The organism is Pseudomonas sp. GW821-FHT09A09 (assembly GCF_059418405.1).
The window spans coordinates 22,561-43,006 of record NZ_JBWKPU010000015.1; the positions used below are offsets into that span (position 1 = coordinate 22,561).

Annotated in this window: 15 protein-coding genes; 6 read left to right on the top strand and 9 right to left on the bottom strand. The window is 62.7% G+C overall.

The genetic code is table 11. From position 1 onward, the window contains the following. The 8 genes from cobA to AC07OV_RS15270 form a co-directional block, all read right to left on the bottom strand. On the bottom strand, positions 1-744 hold the full coding sequence (gene cobA, locus AC07OV_RS15235; protein ID WP_495092498.1) for a uroporphyrinogen-III C-methyltransferase: 744 nt from the start codon (positions 742-744) through the stop codon (positions 1-3). A 10-nt stretch (positions 745-754) separates the two neighbouring features. Then, positions 755-3,463, bottom strand: coding sequence for a nitrate reductase (locus AC07OV_RS15240; protein ID WP_495092499.1), 2,709 nt, complete (start codon positions 3,461-3,463; stop codon positions 755-757). Then, positions 3,463-3,780, bottom strand: a complete 318-nt coding sequence (gene nirD, locus AC07OV_RS15245; protein ID WP_494998923.1) for a nitrite reductase small subunit NirD — start codon at positions 3,778-3,780, stop codon at positions 3,463-3,465. The genes AC07OV_RS15240 and nirD overlap by 1 nt, the downstream gene beginning before the upstream one ends. After that, positions 3,777-6,230, bottom strand: a complete 2,454-nt coding sequence (nirB, locus tag AC07OV_RS15250; RefSeq protein ID WP_494998922.1) for a nitrite reductase large subunit NirB — start codon at positions 6,228-6,230, stop codon at positions 3,777-3,779. Before nirB ends, nirD begins: the two co-directional genes overlap by 4 nt. A gap of 234 nt (positions 6,231-6,464) precedes the next feature. Further along, positions 6,465-8,135, bottom strand: a complete 1,671-nt coding sequence (locus AC07OV_RS15255) for a bifunctional protein-serine/threonine kinase/phosphatase (RefSeq protein ID WP_494998934.1) — start codon at positions 8,133-8,135, stop codon at positions 6,465-6,467. Beyond that, entirely contained in the window at positions 8,135-9,346 is a 1,212-nt protein-coding gene (locus tag AC07OV_RS15260; protein ID WP_105697579.1) for a nitrate/nitrite transporter, read from the bottom strand. Before AC07OV_RS15260 ends, AC07OV_RS15255 begins: the two co-directional genes overlap by 1 nt. A gap of 210 nt (positions 9,347-9,556) precedes the next feature. Further along, on the bottom strand, positions 9,557-10,132 hold the full coding sequence (locus AC07OV_RS15265) for an ANTAR domain-containing response regulator (protein ID WP_176996329.1): 576 nt from the start codon (positions 10,130-10,132) through the stop codon (positions 9,557-9,559). A 13-nt stretch (positions 10,133-10,145) separates the two neighbouring features. Continuing rightward, entirely contained in the window at positions 10,146-11,372 is a 1,227-nt protein-coding gene (locus tag AC07OV_RS15270) for a CmpA/NrtA family ABC transporter substrate-binding protein (protein WP_494998920.1), read from the bottom strand. Between the two features lie 299 nt (positions 11,373-11,671). On the opposite strand from AC07OV_RS15270, the gene AC07OV_RS15275 reads away from it, so the two are divergent. The 4 genes from AC07OV_RS15275 to AC07OV_RS15290 all read left to right on the top strand — a co-directional run bounded on the left by AC07OV_RS15275 (position 11,672) and on the right by AC07OV_RS15290 (position 14,555). Beyond that, a complete protein-coding gene (locus tag AC07OV_RS15275) occupies positions 11,672-12,412 on the top strand; it encodes a secretin N-terminal domain-containing protein (RefSeq protein WP_495092500.1) in 741 nt (246 codons plus the stop codon). Between the two features lie 214 nt (positions 12,413-12,626). Continuing rightward, positions 12,627-12,995 (top strand): winged helix-turn-helix domain-containing protein, encoded by a 369-nt coding sequence (locus AC07OV_RS15280; protein ID WP_176996327.1) that lies wholly within the window; start codon positions 12,627-12,629, stop codon positions 12,993-12,995. After that, positions 12,988-13,449 (top strand): transglycosylase SLT domain-containing protein, encoded by a 462-nt coding sequence (locus AC07OV_RS15285; protein WP_495092501.1) that lies wholly within the window; start codon positions 12,988-12,990, stop codon positions 13,447-13,449. Before AC07OV_RS15280 ends, AC07OV_RS15285 begins: the two co-directional genes overlap by 8 nt. 86 nt (positions 13,450-13,535) lie before the next feature. Further along, on the top strand, positions 13,536-14,555 hold the full coding sequence (locus AC07OV_RS15290; protein ID WP_494998916.1) for a quinone-dependent dihydroorotate dehydrogenase: 1,020 nt from the start codon (positions 13,536-13,538) through the stop codon (positions 14,553-14,555). Positions 14,556-14,833: 278 nt separating this feature from the next. Here AC07OV_RS15290 and rmf read toward each other — a convergent pair whose 3' ends face one another. Next, the gene (rmf, locus tag AC07OV_RS15295; protein ID WP_002553055.1) at positions 14,834-15,049 is read right to left on the bottom strand and encodes a ribosome modulation factor; all 216 of its coding nucleotides are present in this window, start codon (positions 15,047-15,049) and stop codon (positions 14,834-14,836) included. Between the two features lie 532 nt (positions 15,050-15,581). Here rmf and rlmKL point away from each other — a divergent pair. After that, a complete protein-coding gene (rlmKL, locus tag AC07OV_RS15300; RefSeq protein ID WP_495092502.1) occupies positions 15,582-17,846 on the top strand; it encodes a bifunctional 23S rRNA (guanine(2069)-N(7))-methyltransferase RlmK/23S rRNA (guanine(2445)-N(2))-methyltransferase RlmL in 2,265 nt (754 codons plus the stop codon). A 139-nt stretch (positions 17,847-17,985) separates the two neighbouring features. Further along, the gene (locus tag AC07OV_RS15305; protein WP_176996323.1) at positions 17,986-20,370 is read left to right on the top strand and encodes a sensor domain-containing diguanylate cyclase; all 2,385 of its coding nucleotides are present in this window, start codon (positions 17,986-17,988) and stop codon (positions 20,368-20,370) included. Positions 20,371-20,446: the final 76 nt, after the last annotated feature.

Below are 20,446 nucleotides of genomic sequence, written 5' to 3' on the forward strand. Positions count from 1 at the left end.
TCAGGCGCTGGCGACCGCAATGGCGCAAGCGGCTTGAGCAGAAGCGGCAACGCGGCCGATCACCAGGATTGCCGGGCTCTTCAAGGCGAATGCGTGCGCATCTTCATGCAGATGCAGCAGGGTGCTGCGGCATTCCCGCTGCTGGGGCAGTGATGCATTCTCGATCATCGCCACCGGCATATCGGCAGCCATTCCGCCGTCGAGCAATTGCTGGCGAATCTCCTCAAGCTTGGCCACCCCCATGTACACCACCAATGTGGTGCCGCCTTCTGCGAGTGCACGCCAGTTCAGGCGGCTGTCATCCTGGGTGTGCGCCGTCACCAGCGTCACGCCACGGCTCACACCGCGCAAGGTCAGTGGAACAGCGCAATTCGTCGCTCCCGCCAGGCCGGCGGTAATGCCGTTGACCAGCTCCACCTCCACCCCGTGTTCACGCAGCCAGGTCGCTTCTTCGCCCCCCCGGCCAAAAATGCACGGATCACCCCCTTTAAGCCGCACCACGCACTTGCCTTGTCGGGCATAGCGCAGCATCAGGCGATGGATAAAATCCTGCGGGGTCGAGCGGCAACCACCGCGCTTGCCAACGGTGATCACCCGCGCACCGGCACAGTGCTCCAGCACGGCCGGGTTGACCAGGTCATCGATCAGCACCACATCGGCCTCACGCAGGGCGCGCACCGCCTTGAGGGTCAACAGCTCGGGGTCACCGGGGCCTGCGCCCACCAACCAGACTTTTGCACTCATGTTGTTCCCCTTACACACTGATCGCGATTGGCTGCGGGCTGCTGGCCAAAAGACGTTTGATTTCCGGTACACAGGAGCCGCATTGCGTACCACACCCCAGTTCCCGCTTGAGCCCGTCCAGGCTCAGGCCACGGGCGATACCGGCACACACGGCGTTTTCGCTGACGTTCTTGCAGTTGCACAACACCTTGCTGCTTGCCGCCGCCCCACCCGGAGGCGCGCTCAACGGTGCCAACAGCCAGCGCCGCAGTTGATGGTCGGCGCGGCCTTCCAGCCACAGGCTTTGCAACCAATGCCGGGCCAGGGTTTCTCCGGCCAGACGCAAGGCGGTGATGCGGCCTTTTTCGATCTTCACGCGCTTGCCGATCGAGCGGCGCGGGTCGTCGTACGCCATCACCGGCCCGTCGTTGAGGCCCAGCAGTTCATCGATTCGGGTCAACAGTTGCAGGTCGGGCGCCTCGCTATGGGCTGCGCGTATCAACAATGCGGGCCGCTCCCGCCCGGCCAGGCTGAGGCTGACGTAGGCAAAACCCTCGCACAGCGGGCGCAGGGCTTCGAAGTGTTGCTGCACATCGCCTTCGATCAACGCGAACAGCTGCCATGGCAGTTGCACCGCCTCCAGGCGCACGCCGCTGTGCTTGAGTTCCGGTTGTTTGGACAGGGGATCAAACGCCGGCTGGGTCAGCGCATTCACGCCGCCCTTGAGAAAACGATCACCCCAATGCATGGGCAGAAATGCCTGCCCCGGGCGCACGCTGTCATCACTGCTGACCGCTACGATCACCTGGCCGCGACGACTTTTTAGGTTGACCAGGTCACCCTCTTTGAAGCGGTGCCTGCGCAATTCATCCGGGTGCAGGCTCAACAGCGCTTCGCTGACATGCCCGAATAACTGCGCCGCCGTGCCGGTACGGCTCATGCCATGCCACTGGTCTCGCAGGCGGCCGGTGATCAGCGTCAATGGGAAGCGCGCGTCACGCTGCTCTTTCGCGGCGCGGTAAGGATCGGCAACAAAGTGCGCCCGCCCGCTGTCGGTGGGGAACACACCGTCGGTGTACAGGCGTGGGGTGCCGCCCTCGGCGCCCTGGGGGAACGGCCATTGCTGCGGGCCGATACAATCGAGCAAGGCGTGGCTGATGCCCGACAAGTCCAGGTCACGGCCACGGGTCAGCATTTTGTATTCATCAAAAATCTGCGCGGGCTGCTCAAAGGCAAACAGGCTGCTCAAACCCGGACGCAGGCGGCGCTCCAGGCGCTGGGCGAAATCCACGGTAATTGCCCAGTCCGGTCGCGCTTCTCCCGGTGGGACGATGGCACGGCGCACGTGGGAAATACGCCGCTCGGAGTTGGTCACCGTGCCTTCCTTCTCCCCCCAACTGGCGGCGGGCAACAGCAGGTCGGCGTAGGCGGCGGTCTCGGTGGTGCGAAACGCCTCCTGCAACACCACGAAGGGGCAGGCGGCCAAGGCTTCGCGCACACGGTTCTGGTCTGGCAGCGATTGCGCGGGGTTGGTGCAGGCGATCCACAGCGCCTTGACCTTGCCAGCTTGGACCTGCTCGAACAGCTCGATAGCCGTGAACCCGGTAGACGCCGGCAACGAATCAATTCCCCAATACCTCGCGACTTGTTCGCGATGTTCAGGGTTGGCGGCCTCTCGGTGCCCAGGCAACAGGTTCGACAAACTGCCGGTCTCGCGTCCGCCCATGGCATTCGGCTGGCCGGTCAGGGAAAACGGCCCGCAGCCGGGCCGGCCAATCGTGCCGGTGGCCAGGTGCAGGTTGATCAGGGCACTGTTTTTTGCGCTGCCCGCCGTGGACTGGTTAAGCCCCATGCACCACAACGACAGAAAACTGCTGGAGGTACCGACCCATTCCGCACACAGGCGCAGCTGCTCAACGCTAATGCCACACAGCTGCGTGACCATCTGCGGTGTGTAGTCATGCACCAGGCGTTTCAGCTCCGCCAGCCCCTCGGTATGCGCCTGGATAAACGCACGGTCGATCCAGTCTTCCCACAGCAGCAGGTGCAGGATCCCATGGAACAGCGCGACGTCTGTCCCCGGCAGGATCGCCAGGTGCAGGTCAGCCAAGTCGCAGGTGTCTGTGCGACGTGGGTCGATCACCAGCACTTTCATCTGCGGGCGCCGCGCCTTGGCTTCTTCCAGGCGTCGGAACAACACCGGGTGCGCGTAGGCCATGTTGCTGCCGACGATCATCACGCAGTCGCTGTTCTCCAGGTCTTCATAGCTGCACGGCGGTGCGTCGGCGCCCAGGCTGCGCTTGTAGCCGACCACCGCCGAAGACATGCACAGCCGCGAGTTGCTATCGATGTTGTTGGTGCCCACCAACGCCCGCGCCAGTTTGTTGAAGCTGTAGTAGTCCTCGGTGAGCAATTGCCCGGAGATATAGAACGCCACACTGTCCGGCCCGTGTTCGGCGATGGTCTGGGCGAACACGTTGGCCGCGTGCTCCAGCGCGGTGTCCCAATCGGTGCGGGTGCGCGCCAGGCCTTTGCCCAGGCGCAACTCGGGGTACAAGGCGCGGGCGGATAAATCACCGGTCAGGTGCAGGCTGGAGCCCTTGCTGCACAGCTTGCCGAAGTTCGCCGGGTGGTCGGGGTCGCCTTGCACGCCAATGATTTGCTCGCCGTCATGTTCGATCAACACGCCGCAACCTACGCCGCAGTAGCAGCAGGTAGAGGCGGTGGTCTGGCGGTTCATCACACCGCGTCCCGCAGGGCCAGCATCACGCGGCCGTTTTCCACGCGGGCCGGGTGATGGTGAGCGCAACCGACATCCGGCGCCTGGGCTTCGCCGGAGGCGAGGTCGATCTGCCAGTTGTGCAGCGGGCAGGCCACGCGCTTGCCGTAGATCAGGCCTTGGGACAGCGGGCCACCTTTGTGCGGGCAACGGTCATCGAGTGCGAAGACTTCATCGTCACTGGTACGAAAAATCGCGATATCACCCTTGGGCCCGTGGATGATGCGTGATCCCAGGGTGTTGATGTCATCGAGGGCGCAGATATCCAGCCAGTTCATGCCGGCACCTCCAGTTGTTTGACGGGGATAACCTCGAACTCCTTCTTCAGCAGCGGTTGTTCCAGGCGCTCCTTCCACGGGTCCTGCTCGAACGACAGCGAGAATTGCAGGCGCTCGTTAAGGGCCTGGCGGCGGGCCGGATCTTCCAGCACCGCCTTCTTGATGTGCTCCATGCCCACCCGTTGCAGGTAGTGCACGGTGCGCTCCAGGTAGAAGGCTTCTTCGCGGTACAGCTGTAGGAAGGCGCCGTTGTACTCGCGCACTTCTTCGGCGGTTTTCAGCTTGACGAAGAACTCCGCGACTTCGGTCTTGATGCCGCCGTTGCCACCGATGTACATCTCCCAACCGGAGTCGACGCCGATAATGCCTACGTCCTTGATGCCCGCTTCCGAGCAATTGCGTGGGCAACCGGACACTGCCAACTTGACCTTGTGCGGCGACCACATGTTGAACAGGTCATGCTCCAACTCGATGCCCAGTTGCGTGGAGTTCTGCGTGCCGAAGCGGCAGAACTCGCTGCCGACGCAGGTCTTCACGGTGCGGATGGATTTGCCATAGGCATGGCCGGACGGCATGTCCAGGTCTTTCCACACGCCAGGCAAGTCCTGCTTTTTGATCCCCAGCAGGTCGATGCGCTGGCCGCCGGTGACCTTGACCATCGGCACGTTGTACTTGTCGGCCACATCGGCGATGCGCCGCAACTCCGACGGGTTGGTCACGCCGCCCCACATCCGTGGGACCACGGAATAGGTGCCGTCTTTCTGGATATTGGCGTGAGCCCGTTCATTGATCAGGCGCGATTGCGGGTCATCCTTGGCTTCGCCGGGCCAGGTGGAAATCAGGTAGTAGTTCAAGGCCGGGCGGCAGGTGGCGCAGCCGTTGGGCGTGCGCCAGTTCAGGTAGCTCATGGTGCCGGCGATGGTCAGCAAGTGCTGGTCGCGGATGGCCTGGCGGATCTGCCCGTGGTTGAGGTCGCTGCAGCCGCAGATAGCTTTTTCGCTTTTCGGCTTGACGTCGGCCGCGCCGCCCACAGTGTTGATCAAAATCTGCTCGACCAGGCCGACACAGGAGCCGCAGGAGCTGGCAGCCTTGGTGTGTTTTTTCACCTCGTCGACGCTGAACAGCCCCTGTTCCTGGATCGCCTTGACGATGGTGCCCTTGCACACGCCGTTACAACCGCAGACCTCGGCGTTGTCGGCCATGCTCATGGCTTTGTCCTGGCCTTGATGGCCGACATCGCCCAAGGCGTTTTCGCCGAACATCAAGTGATCGCGGATCTCGCCGATGGCGTGGTTCTCACGGATCTGACGGAAATACCAACCGCCGTCGGCGGTGTCGCCGTACAGGCAGGCGCCGACCAGGATGTCGTCCTTGATCACCAGTTTCTTGTACACGCCGCCAATCGGGTCGGAGAGGGTGATGGTCTCGGTGCCTTCGCCGCCCATGAAGTCGCCGGCCGAGAACAGGTCGATGCCGGTGACCTTCAACTTGGTCGAGGTGACCGAGCCTTTGTAGGTGGCAAAGCCCAACTGTGCGAGGTGGTTGGCGCAGACCTTGGCCTGCTCGAACAGCGGCGCCACCAGGCCATAGGCGATGCCGCGATGGCTGGCGCACTCGCCGATGGCGTAGATGCGCGGGTCGTAGGTTTGCAGGGTGTCGTTGACCAGAATCCCACGGTTGCAGGGAATGCCGGATTTTTCCGCCAGCTCGGTGTTGGGCCGGATACCTGCCGCCATCACCACCAGGTCGGCGGGGATGATGTCGCCGTTCTTGAACTGTACCGAGCCGACGCGACCGTTGCCCGCGTCATGCAGCGCCTGGGTCTGCTCGCACAGCCGAAACACCAGGCCACGGCTTTCCAGCTCGGTCTGCAACAATTGGCCGCTGGTCTTGTCCAGCTGACGCTCCAGCAGCCACTCGCCGATATGCACCACGGTGACGTGCATGCCGCGCAGCATCAGTCCGTTGGCGGCCTCCAGGCCCAGCAGGCCACCGCCGATGACCACGGCGTGGGTGTGGGTCTTGGCGGTGTCGATCATGGCTTGGGTGTCGGCGATGTCGCGGTAGCCGATCACACCCTGCAACGTATTGCCGGGAATTGGCAGGATAAAAGGCGTAGAACCGGTGGCGATCAGCAGGCGGTCGTATTCCGCCTCGGTGCCGTCTTCGGCGATGACCACGCGTTTGACGCGGTCGATCTGCACCACTTTGCGGTTGAGCAGCAGCTTGATGTTGTTGTCCAGGTACCAGCTCAAGTCGTTGAGCACGATCTCTTCGAAGGTTTGCTCGCCGGCCAGCACCGGTGACAACAGGATGCGGTTGTAGTTGGTGTGCGGCTCGGCGCCGAACACGGTGATGTCGTACAGGTCGCTGCTCAGCTTGAGCAATTCTTCAAGGGTGCGAACCCCGGCCATGCCGTTGCCGATCATCACCAGTTTGAGTTTTTTCATGTCGTTCTCCGCAATGGCTCGACCAATCACGCGCAAACAAAAAAAGGCGTCCCCGCTAGTTACCTAGCGAGGACGCCTTTGTCCTGGTCCCGTTCTCTCGGGAAGCTCGACCCTTCGACGTTGAAGGTTCGGCTGTATGTGGGGTGTTGTTCCAGCTAATGCAGCGGTTGTGCCAAGTTGCCTTGTGCCCGGGTTTACGGGGCTTGCGCAAAAACTGCAGTGAGGATTTGCTCCCTAGTGGTGCAGTAACCAATACAGTAGCACCAGATTGATCAGCAGCGACGCCACAGCCAGGGTCTGCCAGACCTTCAGCGGTTCACGCTCCAGCAGTGGCCTGGGTTGCACGCTCAGTTCGCGGCGATCTGCCTGTTCCAGCACCAGCAGCCATTCTTCGGCGGTTTCATAACGCTGCGCGGGTTGCGCCGCCACCGCGCGTTCCAGGCTGAGTGGCAGCCAATCCGGCAGGTCCGGGCGGTAGCGGCTGGCGCTGACAGCTTGGGTGAAGCGCGGCCGTTGGAAAGCCTCGATTTCACCGTAGGGGTAATGCCCGGTGAGCAGGTAATACAAGGTGACGCCGACGCTGTACAAATCCTGCTGTGCTGTAGGACGGTCACCGGCAAAGGCCTCCGGCGCGATAAAACTCGGGGTGCCAGGCAGCAAGTGAGCGCGATCTTCAGAAAGGCCCGGGCAATAAGCCAGGCCGAAATCCAGCACGCGCAGTTCGCCGTCGTCCCCCAGCAGCAGGTTTTCCGGTTTGATGTCGCGGTGCAGGATCTGCCGTCGATGCAGCAGGCCCACGGCACGCAGCAATCGCTCGGCGATGGACTGCCATTGCGCCAAGGGCAGCGGGCCTTGCTGCTCGAACAGCGCAGCCAGGGTTTGCCCGGGATATTCGCGCATCACGTAGTACAAGTGCTGACGCCCGCTGGCGGCATGCACTTCCGGAAACGCGCGCCCGGCCACCCGTCGCAAAAACCACTCTTCCGAGAGCAAGGCCTGGCCGGCATCGTTGTCGTCATCACGGTTGAGCGGTAAGGTTTTCAGCAGCCAGGGTTGCTGCTGGGCATCGCGTACCCGGTACAACAACGACTGTCGACTCTGCGCCAGCACGCACTCCACCTGCCAGCCCTCAAAGCGTTGACCGGCTTTCAGCAGCGGCGGCAAGGGCCATTGCTGCAACTGCACCAAGGCATCGCCGAGGGTGGCGGCGCCCAGTGCGTCGATTCGCACCAGCAGGGCACTGGCGTTGTCCTGGCTGCCGGCCAAATGAGCGGCGTTGACCAGCGTGTTCACGGCCAGGTCGAGGTCGGTTTGTTCACGCAGGATCGTGCTGATGCTGCGGTCGCCCAGGGTGGCCCACACACCATCGCTGAGCAGCAGAAAGCATTCGCCCGAACGCAGTTCGCCGTCGAGAAAATCCAGTACCAGGTGCTGATCCAGGCCGAGTGCGCGCTTTAGCACATGCTGCATGCCCGGTTGCTCCCACACATGGTCTTCGCTGATGCGCTGCAGCTCGCCGTCCAGCCAGCGATACACCCGGCAATCGCCGACGTGCGCCAGGGTGAAGCGCTGGCCGCGAAACACCAGGGCGCTGAGGGTGGTCAGCAACGGCTGGCCACCGCCATTGGCCTGCAGCCAGCGGTTTTGTGCGAGCAGCAGGCGTTCCAGGGCCTGGGCCACGCCCCAGGTTTGCGGCGTGGCGTAATAGTCCAGGGCCAGGGCCTGCAAGGTCGAGCGTGCAGCCAACCCGCCATCGGCGCATTGGCTCACACCGTCGGCCAATGCACACAGGTAACCTTTGCTGGCGGCCAGTTCCGCGACCGGCGTGACCACGCGCAGGGCGTCCTGGTTTTCTGCCCGTGGGCCGATGGCGCTGGCGTGGGCGACGCTCAGTTGCAGGCTCATCAGACGCGGGCAGCGGTCACGGCGGCCGAACCCCAAGTGGTTCTCCAGCGGCGTTTCACCCCGTGCAGGCCGAACCAGGCCAGCACGCCAAGGCTGGCGAACAACCACAGCGCCATCTGGTAACTGCCGGTGCTTTGCTTGATCGCGCCCATGCCGGCCGCCAGGGCAAAACCGCCGATCCCACCGGCCATGCCGATCAGGCCGGTCATCACGCCGATCTCACGGCGAAAGCGCTGCGGTACCAGTTGGAACACCGCGCCATTGCCTGCGCCGAGGCCGAGCATGGTGCAGACGAACAGCGCCAATGCCGCGTAGGAACTGGGCAGGTTGAACCCCACCGCCGCGATGCAGATCGCCGCCACGCTGTACATGCCGAGCAGGGTGCGGATGCCACCGAACCGGTCAGCCAATGCGCCGCCCAACGGGCGCATCAGGCTGCCGCCAAACACGCAGGCCGCGGTGTAGTAGCCGGCCGTGACCGGGCTCAGGCCGTACTGGTCGTTGAAGTAGCCGGGCAGGGCGCTGGCCAGGCCGATGAAACCGCCAAACGTCACGCTGTAGAAGAACATGAACCACCAGCTGTCGCGGTCACCCAGGGCCTTGAAGTAGTCGGCCATGGATTTGGCCTTCGGGCGTTCCGGTGCATTGCGCGCCAGCCAGGCGAAGACGATCAGGGTGAGCACCAGCGGGATCAGCGCGAAGCCAAACACATTGCTCCAGCCAAACGCTGCGGCCAGCACTGGTGCGAGCAAGGCGGCAAATACGGTACCGGAGTTGCCGGCGCCGGCGATGCCCATGGCCTTGCCCTGGTGTTCGGCCGGGTACCACTGCGAGGCCAGCGGCAGGGCGACGGCAAATGACGCACCGGCCATGCCCAGGAATACGCCCAGCAACAAGGCTTGTTCATAGCTGTGAATGCCCAGCTTCCAGGCGCCGAACAGCGCGGCGATCACGATCACCTGGCCGATCAGCCCGGCGGTTTTGGGCGACAGCTTGTCGGCCAGCATGCCCATCAGGAAGCGCAATACGGCGCCCGCCAGGATCGGCGTCGCCACCACCAGGCCGCGCTGCTGGGTGGTCAGGTGCAGGTCGGCGGCGATCTGCACCGCCAGCGGGCCCAGCAGGTACCAGACCATGAAACTCAGGTCGAAATACAGGAACGCGGCAAACAGGGTCGGGGTGTGCCCGGATTTCCAGAAGCTTGATTTCATCACGCACCTCAACGGTTGGGAGTCTTGTAAGAAGGCCGGGTGATGGAACAGCCGGCGAAGGCTGCCCCACCGGCCCCATGCACTGGGGCCAAAACGAAAAAACGCCGCCACCGGGTTTGCGGGGGCAAACCGGATGTGCGACGTCTTTGTCGTGGAGGGGCAACCGCCGTTGGTTACCTGTGATGAATGCTTAGCAAGAGCTGAGCCAAATCAGCCGAGCAGCTCACTCATGGCGATAATCTGCTCGGCCACCTGGATCAGTTTCTGCTGGCGGCTCATGGCCTGGCGGCGCATCAGGGTGTAGGCCTCTTCCTCATTGCAGCTCTTCATTTTCATCAGCATGCCCTTGGCCAGCTCGATGCGTTTGCGCTCGGCCAGTTGCTGGTCCCGCGCCTGGAGCTGGGCGCGCAGGGCCTGGTCGCTCTCGAAGCGCGCCATGGCCACGTCGAGAATCGGCTGCAGGCGCTGGGCCTGGATGCCTTCGACAATGTAGGCGCTGACGCCCGACTTGATCGCCTGGCGCATCACATTCGGGTCGTGCTCGTCGGTAAACATCACGATCGGCCGTGGCTGGTCGCGGCTGACCAGCACCACCTGCTCCATCACGTCGCGCCCGGGTGACTCGGTATCGATCAGGATCACGTCCGGTCGCACCGTTTCGACGCGCGCCGGCAGGTCGATGGTCAGGCCCGACTCATCAATGACCTCGAACCCGGCCTCAATCAGCGCGGCCCGGAGCCGGCCGACTTTGCGCGGTGTGTCGTTGATCAACAGGATTCGCAACATAGTCGTGCTCCTGTCAGCGCAAGGCTTGGCGGCTGGCGTGGTCGGCCATGGCGTGCAGGCGGAAGCTGCGCGCGTAGGCGGCGGGGTTGCTGCCGTCCCAGACCTTGCCGTCGATCAGTTGGCTGCTGCGCATGTCCTGGGGGTTGCTTGAAACGCCCACCGCGCTGGCGGCCTGACGGTACAGGTCCAGTTGCTGGACATGGCGGGCGACGCCCAGGTAGTCCGGGTCTTCGCGCAACAGACCCCAGCGGCGGAACTGGGTCATGAACCACATGCCGTCCGACAGGTAGGGCAGGTTGACCTCTCCACTCGCAAAAAAACGCAAGGCGTGAGGGTCTTGCCACTGGTTGCCCAGCCCATCGTCATAGTTGCCCAGCAGTCGGGGTTCGATGCAGTCGAGCGGGGCATCCAGGTAGTCGCGGGCGCTGAGCAGTTGTGCGGTAGAGCGACGGTTTTCCTGGCTTTCTTCAATAAAACGGCTGGCTTCAAGAATGGCCATCACCAGCACCCGCGCCGTGTTGGGGTATTGCTCGACGAACGCCTGGGTACAGCCGAGTACCTTTTCCGGATGGTCGGGCCAGATCGCCTGGGTGGTCGCCAGGGTGAAGCCCTGTTGTTGCTTGACTGCGCTGGCACACCAGGGCTCACCGACACAAAAACCGTCGATGCGCCCGGCCTGCAGGTGCGCGACCATCTGCGGCGGCGGGACCACCACACTGTCCACGTCCTGCAACGGGTGGATGCCCTGGCTCGCCAGCCAGTAATACAGCCACATGGCGTGGGTACCCGTGGGAAATGTCTGGGCGAAGGTCAGTTTTGTTCGGCTTTGGTGCACGTGGCGATCCAGTGCCTCGGGAGTGGTCACGCCTTGCTGTTGCAAACCGTGGGACAGGTTGATGCTCTGGCCGTTTTGATTGAGCCCCATCAGCACCGCCATCTCGGTGGGCGCTACACCGCCGATACCCAGGTGTACGGCGTAGATCAGCCCGTACAGGCTATGGGCGGCGTCCAGCTCACCGCTGACCAGTTTGTCGCGCAGGTTGGCCCAGGAGGACTGGCGCTTGAGGTTCAGTGTCAGCCCGTAGGGTTGGGCGAAACCCTGGGTGGCGGCGACCACCAGCGATGCGCAATCGGTCAGCGCCATGAAACCCAGGTCCAGGCTGCTCTTTTCCGGGGCGTCACTGCCGTTGACCCACGCCAGTGGATTATTCACCGGGCTGTTGCCGACCGAATCGTTCATCAACACCTACCTTTTCTCTCAAAAAAAAGCGTCGTTCCCTCGGATGGCGCTATGAGCCATTGAAGGGTAACGACGCCTTTGTCCGTAGGCCTGCTCCGACGGTGGCGCAGGCCCTGATGCCAAGTGTGTAGCAAGGCACATGCCACGCAATGTCATCAGCTTTTCATCAAGATTGAGCGCCGCTTGCCTTTCAGTATGGCCGCTTCTCTACGCCGGACCGCTGAGGTAAACCCACTTTGCACGCTGATTCCGCCGCAACGTTGACCTGTCACTGGCTATGCCGGTGTGTGTTGTGTGCTGTGTTGCTGCTCGGTTGCGCGGCGGCCTGGGGCGAGGTCTATCAGGCGCAGGATGCAAGCCTGGGCAGCGTACTCAACGCGTTGTCCGGGCCTCTTGGGGTTGCGGTTGTGGTCAGCCGGCAGGTGGATCGCAAGCGCGTCAGTGGATCGTTCGATTTTGCTGCGCCCGAGCAGGTGTTGGAGGCGCTGGCCAGGCAGGAGGGGCTGATCTGGCACCGTGACCGACAAGCGCTGTACCTCTACGAGGCCGCCGAAATCAGACGTTCGGCGGTCGTGCTCCGGCATATATCCGTCGGCAGGCTACGCAGCCTCATGCAAGGGACAGGGCTGGAAGAGTCCCGCTTCCCTCTGCGTGAGAGCGGGCAGCGCATGTTCTATGTGTCCGGGCCGCCGAGCTATGTCGACCGCGTGCTGCGGTTGGCGCAATTGATGGATCGCCAGCCTGCAAAGGTGCCCGAGCAGGCGTTTGGGGTGGTGGCAGTGCTCCATCACTTTGTGGCGGACCGTAAGTCCGGGGCCAGTGCAGATGAACCTACGGTGCCGGGGATGAACTCCATGATCGAGACCTTGCTGGTGCGTAACCGCAAGCACCTTTTGGCCGACAAGGGGTTCGCCGTCATTGCCTATCCCGACATCAACAGTTTGCTGGTCAGGGGTACACCGGCGCAGGTCAAGTTGATCAAGCAATGGGTGGCGGAGTTGGACGTACCCCAGCAGGCGAACGAGCCAGCGCCCCCCTGAATTCGTTCGATGTATTGGCGGGCAAATGAATGAGCAGTGGTGAGCCTTGGCGTGGGTGGAGAATTTTCTTACTGGGTACTTCCGAAAATCGACGGGTAAATCGGCTTTGTCCTGGCGTGGGTTGCGGAACAGGTTTTTATAGTCATGGCGTTGATTGGGCAGCCAGTAGTGGCAATGAGGGTTTCAATGTCGAAAGTCGAATACAGAGGTGTGCATGGCCGTCGCAAGTGATGGAGTGTCGACGTCCCTCGTGTTTGATCGCTGGACCTTGCACGGCGATGGGCGGTTGACGGGAGTGGGCGCGGATATTCAGTTGCCTCCCAAGGAGGGCCAGGTTCTGCGTCTATTATTGGGCTCCGGTGGCGCGCTGATGACCAAGGACCGTTTGCTGGAGCAGGCGTGGCCTCGGGGCGAAGTGGCCGAGGAGTCGCTGACGCGGTGCATTTACGCGTTGCGCAAGCACTTGAAGACCGACAAGGGGTTTATCAAGACGATCTACGGCCGGGGTTATCGCTTTACCTGCCCGGTGCAGGCTGAAAAGCGGGGTGTGTGTTCCGCCTGTGGTCAAGCCAGCAATGGCTAGTACCTGGAGCAAAAGCCTGTTGCTGGTGGCGTGCCTGGGCGGCAATCAAGCGCTGGCCAACTGCTGGAACGAGGCTGCCAGCCGCTATGACCTTGAGCCCGAGCTGCTACAGGCCATCGCTGCCGTGGAGTCGGGTTATCGCACGCAAGCGGTAAACCACGCCAACCGCAACGGCACGCGTGACATCGGCTTGATGCAGATCAACAGCATTCACTTGCCGCGCCTGCTCAAGCAGGGCATTACCGAGGAGCGCTTGTTGAGCGAGCCTTGCCTGTCGGTGGAGGTGGGCGCTTCGATTCTTGCCGAGTTCGTCCAGCGTTTCGGCTACAACTGGACGGCGGTGGGTTCCTACAATGTGGGCGCAGGCCCGGGGCCGCAGCGTGAGGCCTTGCGCATGCGCTATGCGCAGAAAATCTGGGCGCGTTATGAGGCACTGGTCGCGCAGCGTTATTGATGATTGGACGGCATGCCTCGCGTGTACACGGCCACCCCGGCTATAATCGCCGCCACCTTTTGCCGCCACCCGAGTCTAGCCCGCCCATGTATACCCTGGCCCGCCAGCTGTTGTTCAAACTCTCCCCGGAAACCTCCCACGATCTGTCCCTGGACCTGATCGGCGCCGGTGGCCGACTGGGGCTCAATGGCCTGGTATGCAAGGCGCCGGCAAAAATGCCGGTGTCGGTGATGGGGCTGGACTTCCCCAACCCGGTCGGCCTGGCTGCCGGCCTGGACAAGAACGGCGCGGCCATCGACGGCTTCGCACAGTTGGGTTTCGGTTTTGTCGAAATCGGCACCGTGACCCCACGGCCACAACCGGGCAACCCCAAGCCACGCATCTTCCGCTTGCCGGAAGCCGAGGCGATCATCAACCGCATGGGCTTCAACAACCTGGGGGTTGATCACCTGCTGTCCCGGGTGCAGGCGGCGAAGTACACCGGCATTCTCGGGATCAATATCGGCAAGAACTTCGACACCCCGGTTGAACGTGCGGTGGATGACTACCTGATCTGCCTGGACAAGGTCTACGCCCATGCCAGCTACGTCACCGTCAACGTCAGCTCGCCGAATACCCCGGGCCTGCGCAGCCTGCAGTTTGGTGATTCCCTCAAGCAACTGCTCGAAGCCCTGCGCCAGCGCCAGGAAGACCTGGCCGTGCGCCACGGCAAGCGCGTGCCGTTGGCGATCAAGATTGCTCCGGACATGAGCGATGAAGAAACCGTGCTGGTCGCCCAGGCCCTGGTGGATTCGGGCATGGACGCAGTGATCGCCACCAACACCACCCTCAGCCGTGTTGGCGTCGAAGGGCTCGCCCATGGTGACGAGGCGGGCGGTCTGTCGGGCGCGCCGGTGCGTGACAAGAGTACCCATATCGTCAAGGTGCTGGCGGCCGAACTGGCAGGGCGCCTGCCGATCATCGCCGTGGGTGGCATCACCGAAGGCAAGCATGCAGCCGAGAAAATCGCGGCCGGTGCCAGCCTGGTGCAGTTGTACTCGGGCTTTATCTACAAGGGCCCGGAACTGATTCGCCAGTCGGTGGATGCGATCGCTGCACTGCGCTGACACTTTTATTGCAGGAGCAGGCTTGTGTGGGAGCTGGCTTGCCTGCGATGGCATCACTGCGGTGTGACTGACACACCGAGGTGGCTGCATCGCGGGCAAGCCCGGCTCCCACACACGCCCGCTCCCACCCTGAGTCCGAGTACGTCGGGTAGTTTTTTCCAGCCAATAAAAAGGGCTCCATAAAGGAGCCCCCTGGGCCGAAGCCCGCCGCCCGGATGGGGCGTGCATGGTAAGTCGTTACAAATCCAAAGGTGGTGTGTCGGAATTAAGTGCCCTGATTAGCCGACGGCGTGAAGTTCGTTGAGTCTGTGGATGCCCGCAGTGCCAGTCATACCGTCCCAGTTGTCGCCGCGTCCTTCTCGCCAGCCGTTGATCCAGGCTTGGCGTACCGACGGTAGAGTAAATGGGCAAAGCTCACGGGATTTTCCATGAACGCCATATTGATATCCGCGTAAAAATGCTCTTTCCAACGGATCACGCTTAAGTCTTCTCATAGGGTGTTTCCCTCACTTGTTGACTGTCTAGATATCCTTCGGCCTCGTCCGAGGCCGGGCAGAGTTTTTCTGCCGTTGGTGGGCTCGCTGCCGGCGTGGCGAGCCAATGTGTCGGCGTCGTTACGGCGCCAACCTGTGTTGAGTTCTAACCAATAGGTCACATGGATTCAATGACCGTTTTGTCATAAGCACGTAACGATAACGATGCTATAGCCATAAGCTGGGCTGGCTTTTCGCCCCATTTGTCTGGCAAAGCCAGCTATGATGCACCCTGCATAGAGGATGGGTTTAATCCTTTAGTGAGAATGCCCGCTCGTTGCAGTCGGTTATTATTCGACGAAGGGTCGGAATATTTCTTTTTGTTGCAACTATTTATTTATCTGCCCCGGCAATCACGGCCAAAAGGCCCGGCAGCCGGGGTGGGACGGTACATTCGTGCCACGCGAGCGCTCTTCAAGAAAAGTGCTTGATTGAAAACCGAACCGGCGATGCGTCGCCCGTTCATTTATTGCTGAAAAGCCTGGAATGCCCCATGTCGGACCGTTTTGAACTCTTCCTCACCTGCCCCAAGGGCCTCGAAGGCCTGCTGATCGAGGAAGCCGTCGGGCTTGGCCTTGAGGAAGCCCGCGAGCACACCTCGGCCGTGCGCGGCATGGCCGACATGGAAACCGCCTACCGCCTGTGCCTCTGGTCACGCCTGGCCAACCGCGTGTTGCTGGTCCTCAAGCGCTTCCCGATGAAGGATGCCGAAGACCTCTACCACGGCGTGCTGGATATCGAATGGGCCGACCACATGGTCCCTGACGGCACCCTCGCGGTGGAATTCAGCGGCCACGGTTCGGGCATCGACAACACCCACTTCGGCGCCTTGAAGGTCAAGGACGCCATCGTCGACAAGCTGCGCACGCCGACCGGTGAGCGCCCGTCCATCGACAAGATCAACCCGGACCTGCGCATCCACCTGCGCCTGGACCGTGGCGAAGCCATCCTCTCCCTCGACCTGTCCGGGCACAGCCTGCACCAGCGCGGCTATCGCCTGCAGCAGGGCGCGGCCCCGCTGAAGGAAAACCTGGCCGCCGCGATCCTGATCCGTGCCGGCTGGCCGCGCATTGCTGCTGAAGGCGGCGCGCTGAGCGACCCGATGTGCGGCGTGGGCACCTTCCTGGTCGAAGGCGCGATGATCGCCGCCGACATGGCGCCCAACCTGAATCGTGAACTGTGGGGCTTCACCACCTGGCTGGGCCACGTCCCTGCGTTGTGGAAGAAGCTGCACGCCGAGGCCACCGAACGTGCCGCCATCGGCATGAACAAGCCGCCGCTGTGGATCCGTGGCTACGAAGCCGACCCGCGCCTGATCCAGCCCGCGCGCAACAACATCGAACGTGCCGGCCTGAGCCACTGGATCAAGGTGTACCAGGGCGAAGTCGGCACTTTTGAGCCGCGCCCGGACCAGAACCAGAAAGGCCTGGTCATCTGCAACCCGCCGTACGGCGAGCGCCTGGGTGACGAAGCCAGCCTGTTGTACCTCTACCAGAACCTCGGCGAGCGTCTGCGCCAGGCGTGCATGGGCTGGGAAGCCGCGGTGTTCACCGGCGCGCCGGACCTGGGCAAGCGCATGGGCATCCGCAGCCACAAGCAGTATTCGTTCTGGAACGGCGCGTTGCCGTGCAAGCTGCTGCTGATCAAGGTCAACCCGGATCAGTTCGTCACTGGCGAGCGCCGTACCCCGGAGCAGCGTCAGGCTGAGCGTGAGCAAGCCGCTTATGATCAAACCCCGGCCGCGCCGCAAGAGCGCCAATACAACAAGAACGGCAACCCGATCAAACCCGCACCGGCACCTGTGGTCGAGCAAGCGCGGCTGAGCGAGGGCGGGCAGATGTTCGCCAACCGCCTGCAGAAGAACCTCAAGTTGCTGGGCAAGTGGGCCAAGCGTGAAGGCGTGGATTGCTACCGTGTGTACGACGCCGATATGCCGGAATACTCCATGGCCATCGACCTGTACCACGATTGGGTCCACGTGCAGGAATATGCGGCGCCGAAGTCCATCGACCCGGAAAAAGCCTCCGCACGCATGTTCGATGCCCTGGCCGCCATTCCCCAGGCGCTGAACATCGACAAGAGCCGTGTGGTGGTCAAGCGCCGCGAGCGTCAGAGCGGCACCAAGCAGTACGAGCGCCAGAGCGCCCAAGGCAAGTTCACCGAAGTCAGCGAAGGCGGCGTGAAGCTGCTGGTCAACCTCACCGACTACCTGGACACCGGCCTGTTCCTCGACCACCGCCCGATGCGCCTGCGCATCCAGAAAGAAGCGGCCGGTAAGCGCTTCCTCAACCTGTACTGCTACACCGCGACCGCCAGTGTGCACGCAGCCAAGGGCGGCGCACGCAGCACCACCAGCGTCGACCTGTCCAAGACCTACCTGGACTGGGCCCGCCGCAACTTCTCCCTCAACGGTTTCTCCGACAAGAACCGCCTGGAGCAGGGTGATGTGATGGCCTGGCTGGAGGCCAGCCGCGATGAGTTCGACCTGATCTTCATCGACCCGCCGACCTTCTCCAACTCCAAGCGCATGGAAGGCATCTTCGACGTGCAGCGCGATCACGTGCAGTTGCTCGACCTGGCCATGGCGCGCCTGGCGCCGGGCGGCGTGCTGTACTTCTCGAACAACTTCCGCAAGTTCGCGCTGGAGGACAACCTCAGCGAACGCTACGCGGTCGAGGAAATCAGCGACAAGACCATCGACCCGGATTTTGCGCGCAACGCCAAGATCCATCGCGCGTGGAAAATCACCGCGCGCTGATCGCCGTGACACAAAAGCCGCACGCCTGATAATTCCGGGTTTGCGGCTTTTTTACGCTGGTCAAACCCTGGGCCGCTCGCTATAACTAAGGCCTAGCCAAAGTGACACCCCCCGCACGCTGGCGTTGTGAGTGTTGCCTATGCCGATGCAAGCCGTCCGCCCGAAAATCCTTGGCTTTATCAGTGAGCAGGCGTCGGCTTGGCTGGTGGCATTGGTGGTGTTATTGGCCGGTTGCGCGCTGACGGCCATCATCGCCTGGGCGGCTGCCGACCTCTATCAACAGCAAGTTCGCCAGCGTTTCCAGCTGCTCGTCAACGAACGCTACACCCGCCTTCAAGAGCGCTTCGAGGACCAGGAACAACGCCTGGGCAGCCTGCGGCGTTTCTTCGTCAACTCCGATGATGTCTCCCGCGAAGAGTTTGACGGCTTCGCCCAGCCCCTATTGTTGCGCGCCCGGGCCTACGCCTGGGCCCCTCGGATTTTTCGCGACCAGCGCAGCCAGTTTGAACAGGAAATCTCCCGTCAGCGCGGCACGCCCTTCAGCATTCGGGAGCTGAATTCGTCGGGCGACCTGGCTCCCGCTGCCGAACGGGATGAATACGTGCCGGTGCTGTACAGCCAGACCCAGAGCTTGCTCGGCTCGCCCCTGGGCTTTGACCTGCTGGCCCAGCCCCTGCGGCGTTCGGCCCTTGAACGTGCACAGAAGACCGGCAAGCCTGCGGTGTCCCAACCCATGCAACTGGTGGGCGTTGAGCCCGCTTATGCTGCCGGCGTGTTGCTGGTGGCGCCGGTCAGCAAGCTGTCGGAAACCGAACCCTTCGGTTTTGTGATGGCGGTGATCAGCATGCGCCAACTGGTCGCCGACGGCTTGCCCAAGCCGAACCGCGACAACCTGGTGATGCAGATCATCGACACCTCCGACACCCAGCAACGGGTGCTGTACGCCTCCAGCAATGCCGTGGGTGACAGCGACCTTGCTGCTGCGCGTCGTCTCAGCCTGGGCGACCATGTCTACGCCCTGAACCTGCGGGCAAGCAAGGTTTTTGACCTGGCCAACCATTCTTCCCTGAGCACCATCTTGACCATGGGCGGGCTGCTCAGCCTGTTGCTCAGCGCCTTGCTCTATGTGTTGGTCAGCCAGCGCCAGCGGGCACTGAAAATGGTCGAGCAGCGTACCGAGCAGTTGCGTTTGCGTGAGCAGGAATTGCGCGGCGCCCATGGGCAATTGCGCAGTGTGCTGAATGCCGCCACCCAGGTCGCGATCATCGCCACGGACTTGCGCGGGGTCATCAACACCTTTAACGCCGGTGCCGAGCAGATGCTGGGGTTCAAGGCTGACGCGGTGCTGGGGCGCATGACCCTGGAAAGCCTGCACCTGGCATCGGAGCTGGACGCACGCGCCGCCAGCTTGAGCGTGACCTTGGGCAAGCGCATTCCCCCCAGCCAGGCGATGCTGGTGGAAAGCCCGGACAACCTGCACGAGGCCCGGGAGTGGACCCTGCTGCGCCAGGACGGCAGCCCGTTGACCGTGAACATGCTTGGCACCGTGTTGCTGGATGACCATGGCCTGTGGATCGGACACCTGGCGATCTACCTGGATGTCACCGAGCAAAAGCGCGCCTACGAAGCCTTGGCCGCACGCGATCGCTTGCTGAAAAAGCTCAGCGCCCATGTGCCCGGCGGGATCTTCCAGTTCACCCTCGAACCTCAGGACCAGTGGCGTTTCATCTACGCCAGTGATGGCATGCGCGATATCTATGAAATCGAGCCGGGCGTGCTGCAGCAGGACGCGAGCAAGGTGTTCGAGCGCATTCACCCGCTGGACGCAGAGCGGGTGCGGGTGTCGATTCGCCTGTCAGCGTTGCAGTTGAGCCATTGGCGCGAAGAGTATCGCGTGCTGTTGCCGCAACGCGGCCTGCGCTGGATTCGGGGTGAAGCGACGCCAGAAGAACTGCCGGGCGGCGGTACGTTGTGGCATGGCTATGTGTCGGACATTTCCGACCTCAAGCGGGTGGAGGAGGAGCTGCGTGCGCTCTCGATTACCGACGCCCTGACCGGCATCCATAACCGGCGCTATTTCCAGGATCGCCTCAAGGCCGAGATGATCCGGCTCAACCGCACGTCGGGGGCGCTGTCGTTGATTATGCTCGATATCGATCACTTCAAGCGCATCAACGATCAGCACGGCCACGGTGTGGGCGACGGCGTGTTGCAGGAAGTGTGCAAGCGCATCAGCCAGCGCCTGCGCCGCACCGACGTGTTCTGCCGCCTGGGGGGCGAAGAGTTTGTGGTGCTGTGCCCCAACACCGATGCAGGCCAGGCCTACAGCCTGGCGATGGAGCTGTGGCAAGCGTTGCGCGGTGCGCCGATGGAGTCGGTGGGGGTGGTGACCGCCAGCTTTGGCGTGGCCAGTTGGCGTATCGATGAAGGCATCGATGGGCTGCTGCTGCGTGCGGATTCGGCGGTGTATGTGGCTAAACAGGCGGGCCGGGACCGTGTGGAGGCCGAACGCCTAAGCGCCTGATTCTCCCTGTAGGAGCCGGCTTGCCGTCGATGAGGCGAAAGTTCAAGGGTGATCTTTCGGGTGCCATCGCCGGCAA

Excerpts from the sequence above, each read along its gene's own strand:
- cobA (WP_495092498.1), bottom strand. The coding sequence starts at position 744 with ATGAGTGCAAAAGTCTGGTTGGTGGGCGCAGGCCCCGGTGACCCCGAG.
- AC07OV_RS15240 (WP_495092499.1), bottom strand. The coding sequence starts at position 3,463 with ATGAACCGCCAGACCACCGCCTCTACCTGCTGCTACTGCGGCGTAGGT.
- nirD (WP_494998923.1), bottom strand. The coding sequence starts at position 3,780 with ATGAACTGGCTGGATATCTGCGCCCTCGATGACATCAACACCCTGGGA.
- nirB (WP_494998922.1), bottom strand. The coding sequence starts at position 6,230 with ATGAAAAAACTCAAACTGGTGATGATCGGCAACGGCATGGCCGGGGTT.
- AC07OV_RS15255 (WP_494998934.1), bottom strand. The coding sequence starts at position 8,135 with ATGAGCCTGCAACTGAGCGTCGCCCACGCCAGCGCCATCGGCCCACGG.
- AC07OV_RS15260 (WP_105697579.1), bottom strand. The coding sequence starts at position 9,346 with ATGAAATCAAGCTTCTGGAAATCCGGGCACACCCCGACCCTGTTTGCC.
- AC07OV_RS15265 (WP_176996329.1), bottom strand. The coding sequence starts at position 10,132 with ATGTTGCGAATCCTGTTGATCAACGACACACCGCGCAAAGTCGGCCGG.
- AC07OV_RS15270 (WP_494998920.1), bottom strand. The coding sequence starts at position 11,372 with ATGAACGATTCGGTCGGCAACAGCCCGGTGAATAATCCACTGGCGTGG.
- AC07OV_RS15280 (WP_176996327.1), top strand. The coding sequence starts at position 12,627 with ATGGCCGTCGCAAGTGATGGAGTGTCGACGTCCCTCGTGTTTGATCGC.
- AC07OV_RS15285 (WP_495092501.1), top strand. The coding sequence starts at position 12,988 with ATGGCTAGTACCTGGAGCAAAAGCCTGTTGCTGGTGGCGTGCCTGGGC.
- AC07OV_RS15290 (WP_494998916.1), top strand. The coding sequence starts at position 13,536 with ATGTATACCCTGGCCCGCCAGCTGTTGTTCAAACTCTCCCCGGAAACC.
- rmf (WP_002553055.1), bottom strand. The coding sequence starts at position 15,049 with ATGAGAAGACTTAAGCGTGATCCGTTGGAAAGAGCATTTTTACGCGGA.
- rlmKL (WP_495092502.1), top strand. The coding sequence starts at position 15,582 with ATGTCGGACCGTTTTGAACTCTTCCTCACCTGCCCCAAGGGCCTCGAA.
- AC07OV_RS15305 (WP_176996323.1), top strand. The coding sequence starts at position 17,986 with ATGCCGATGCAAGCCGTCCGCCCGAAAATCCTTGGCTTTATCAGTGAG.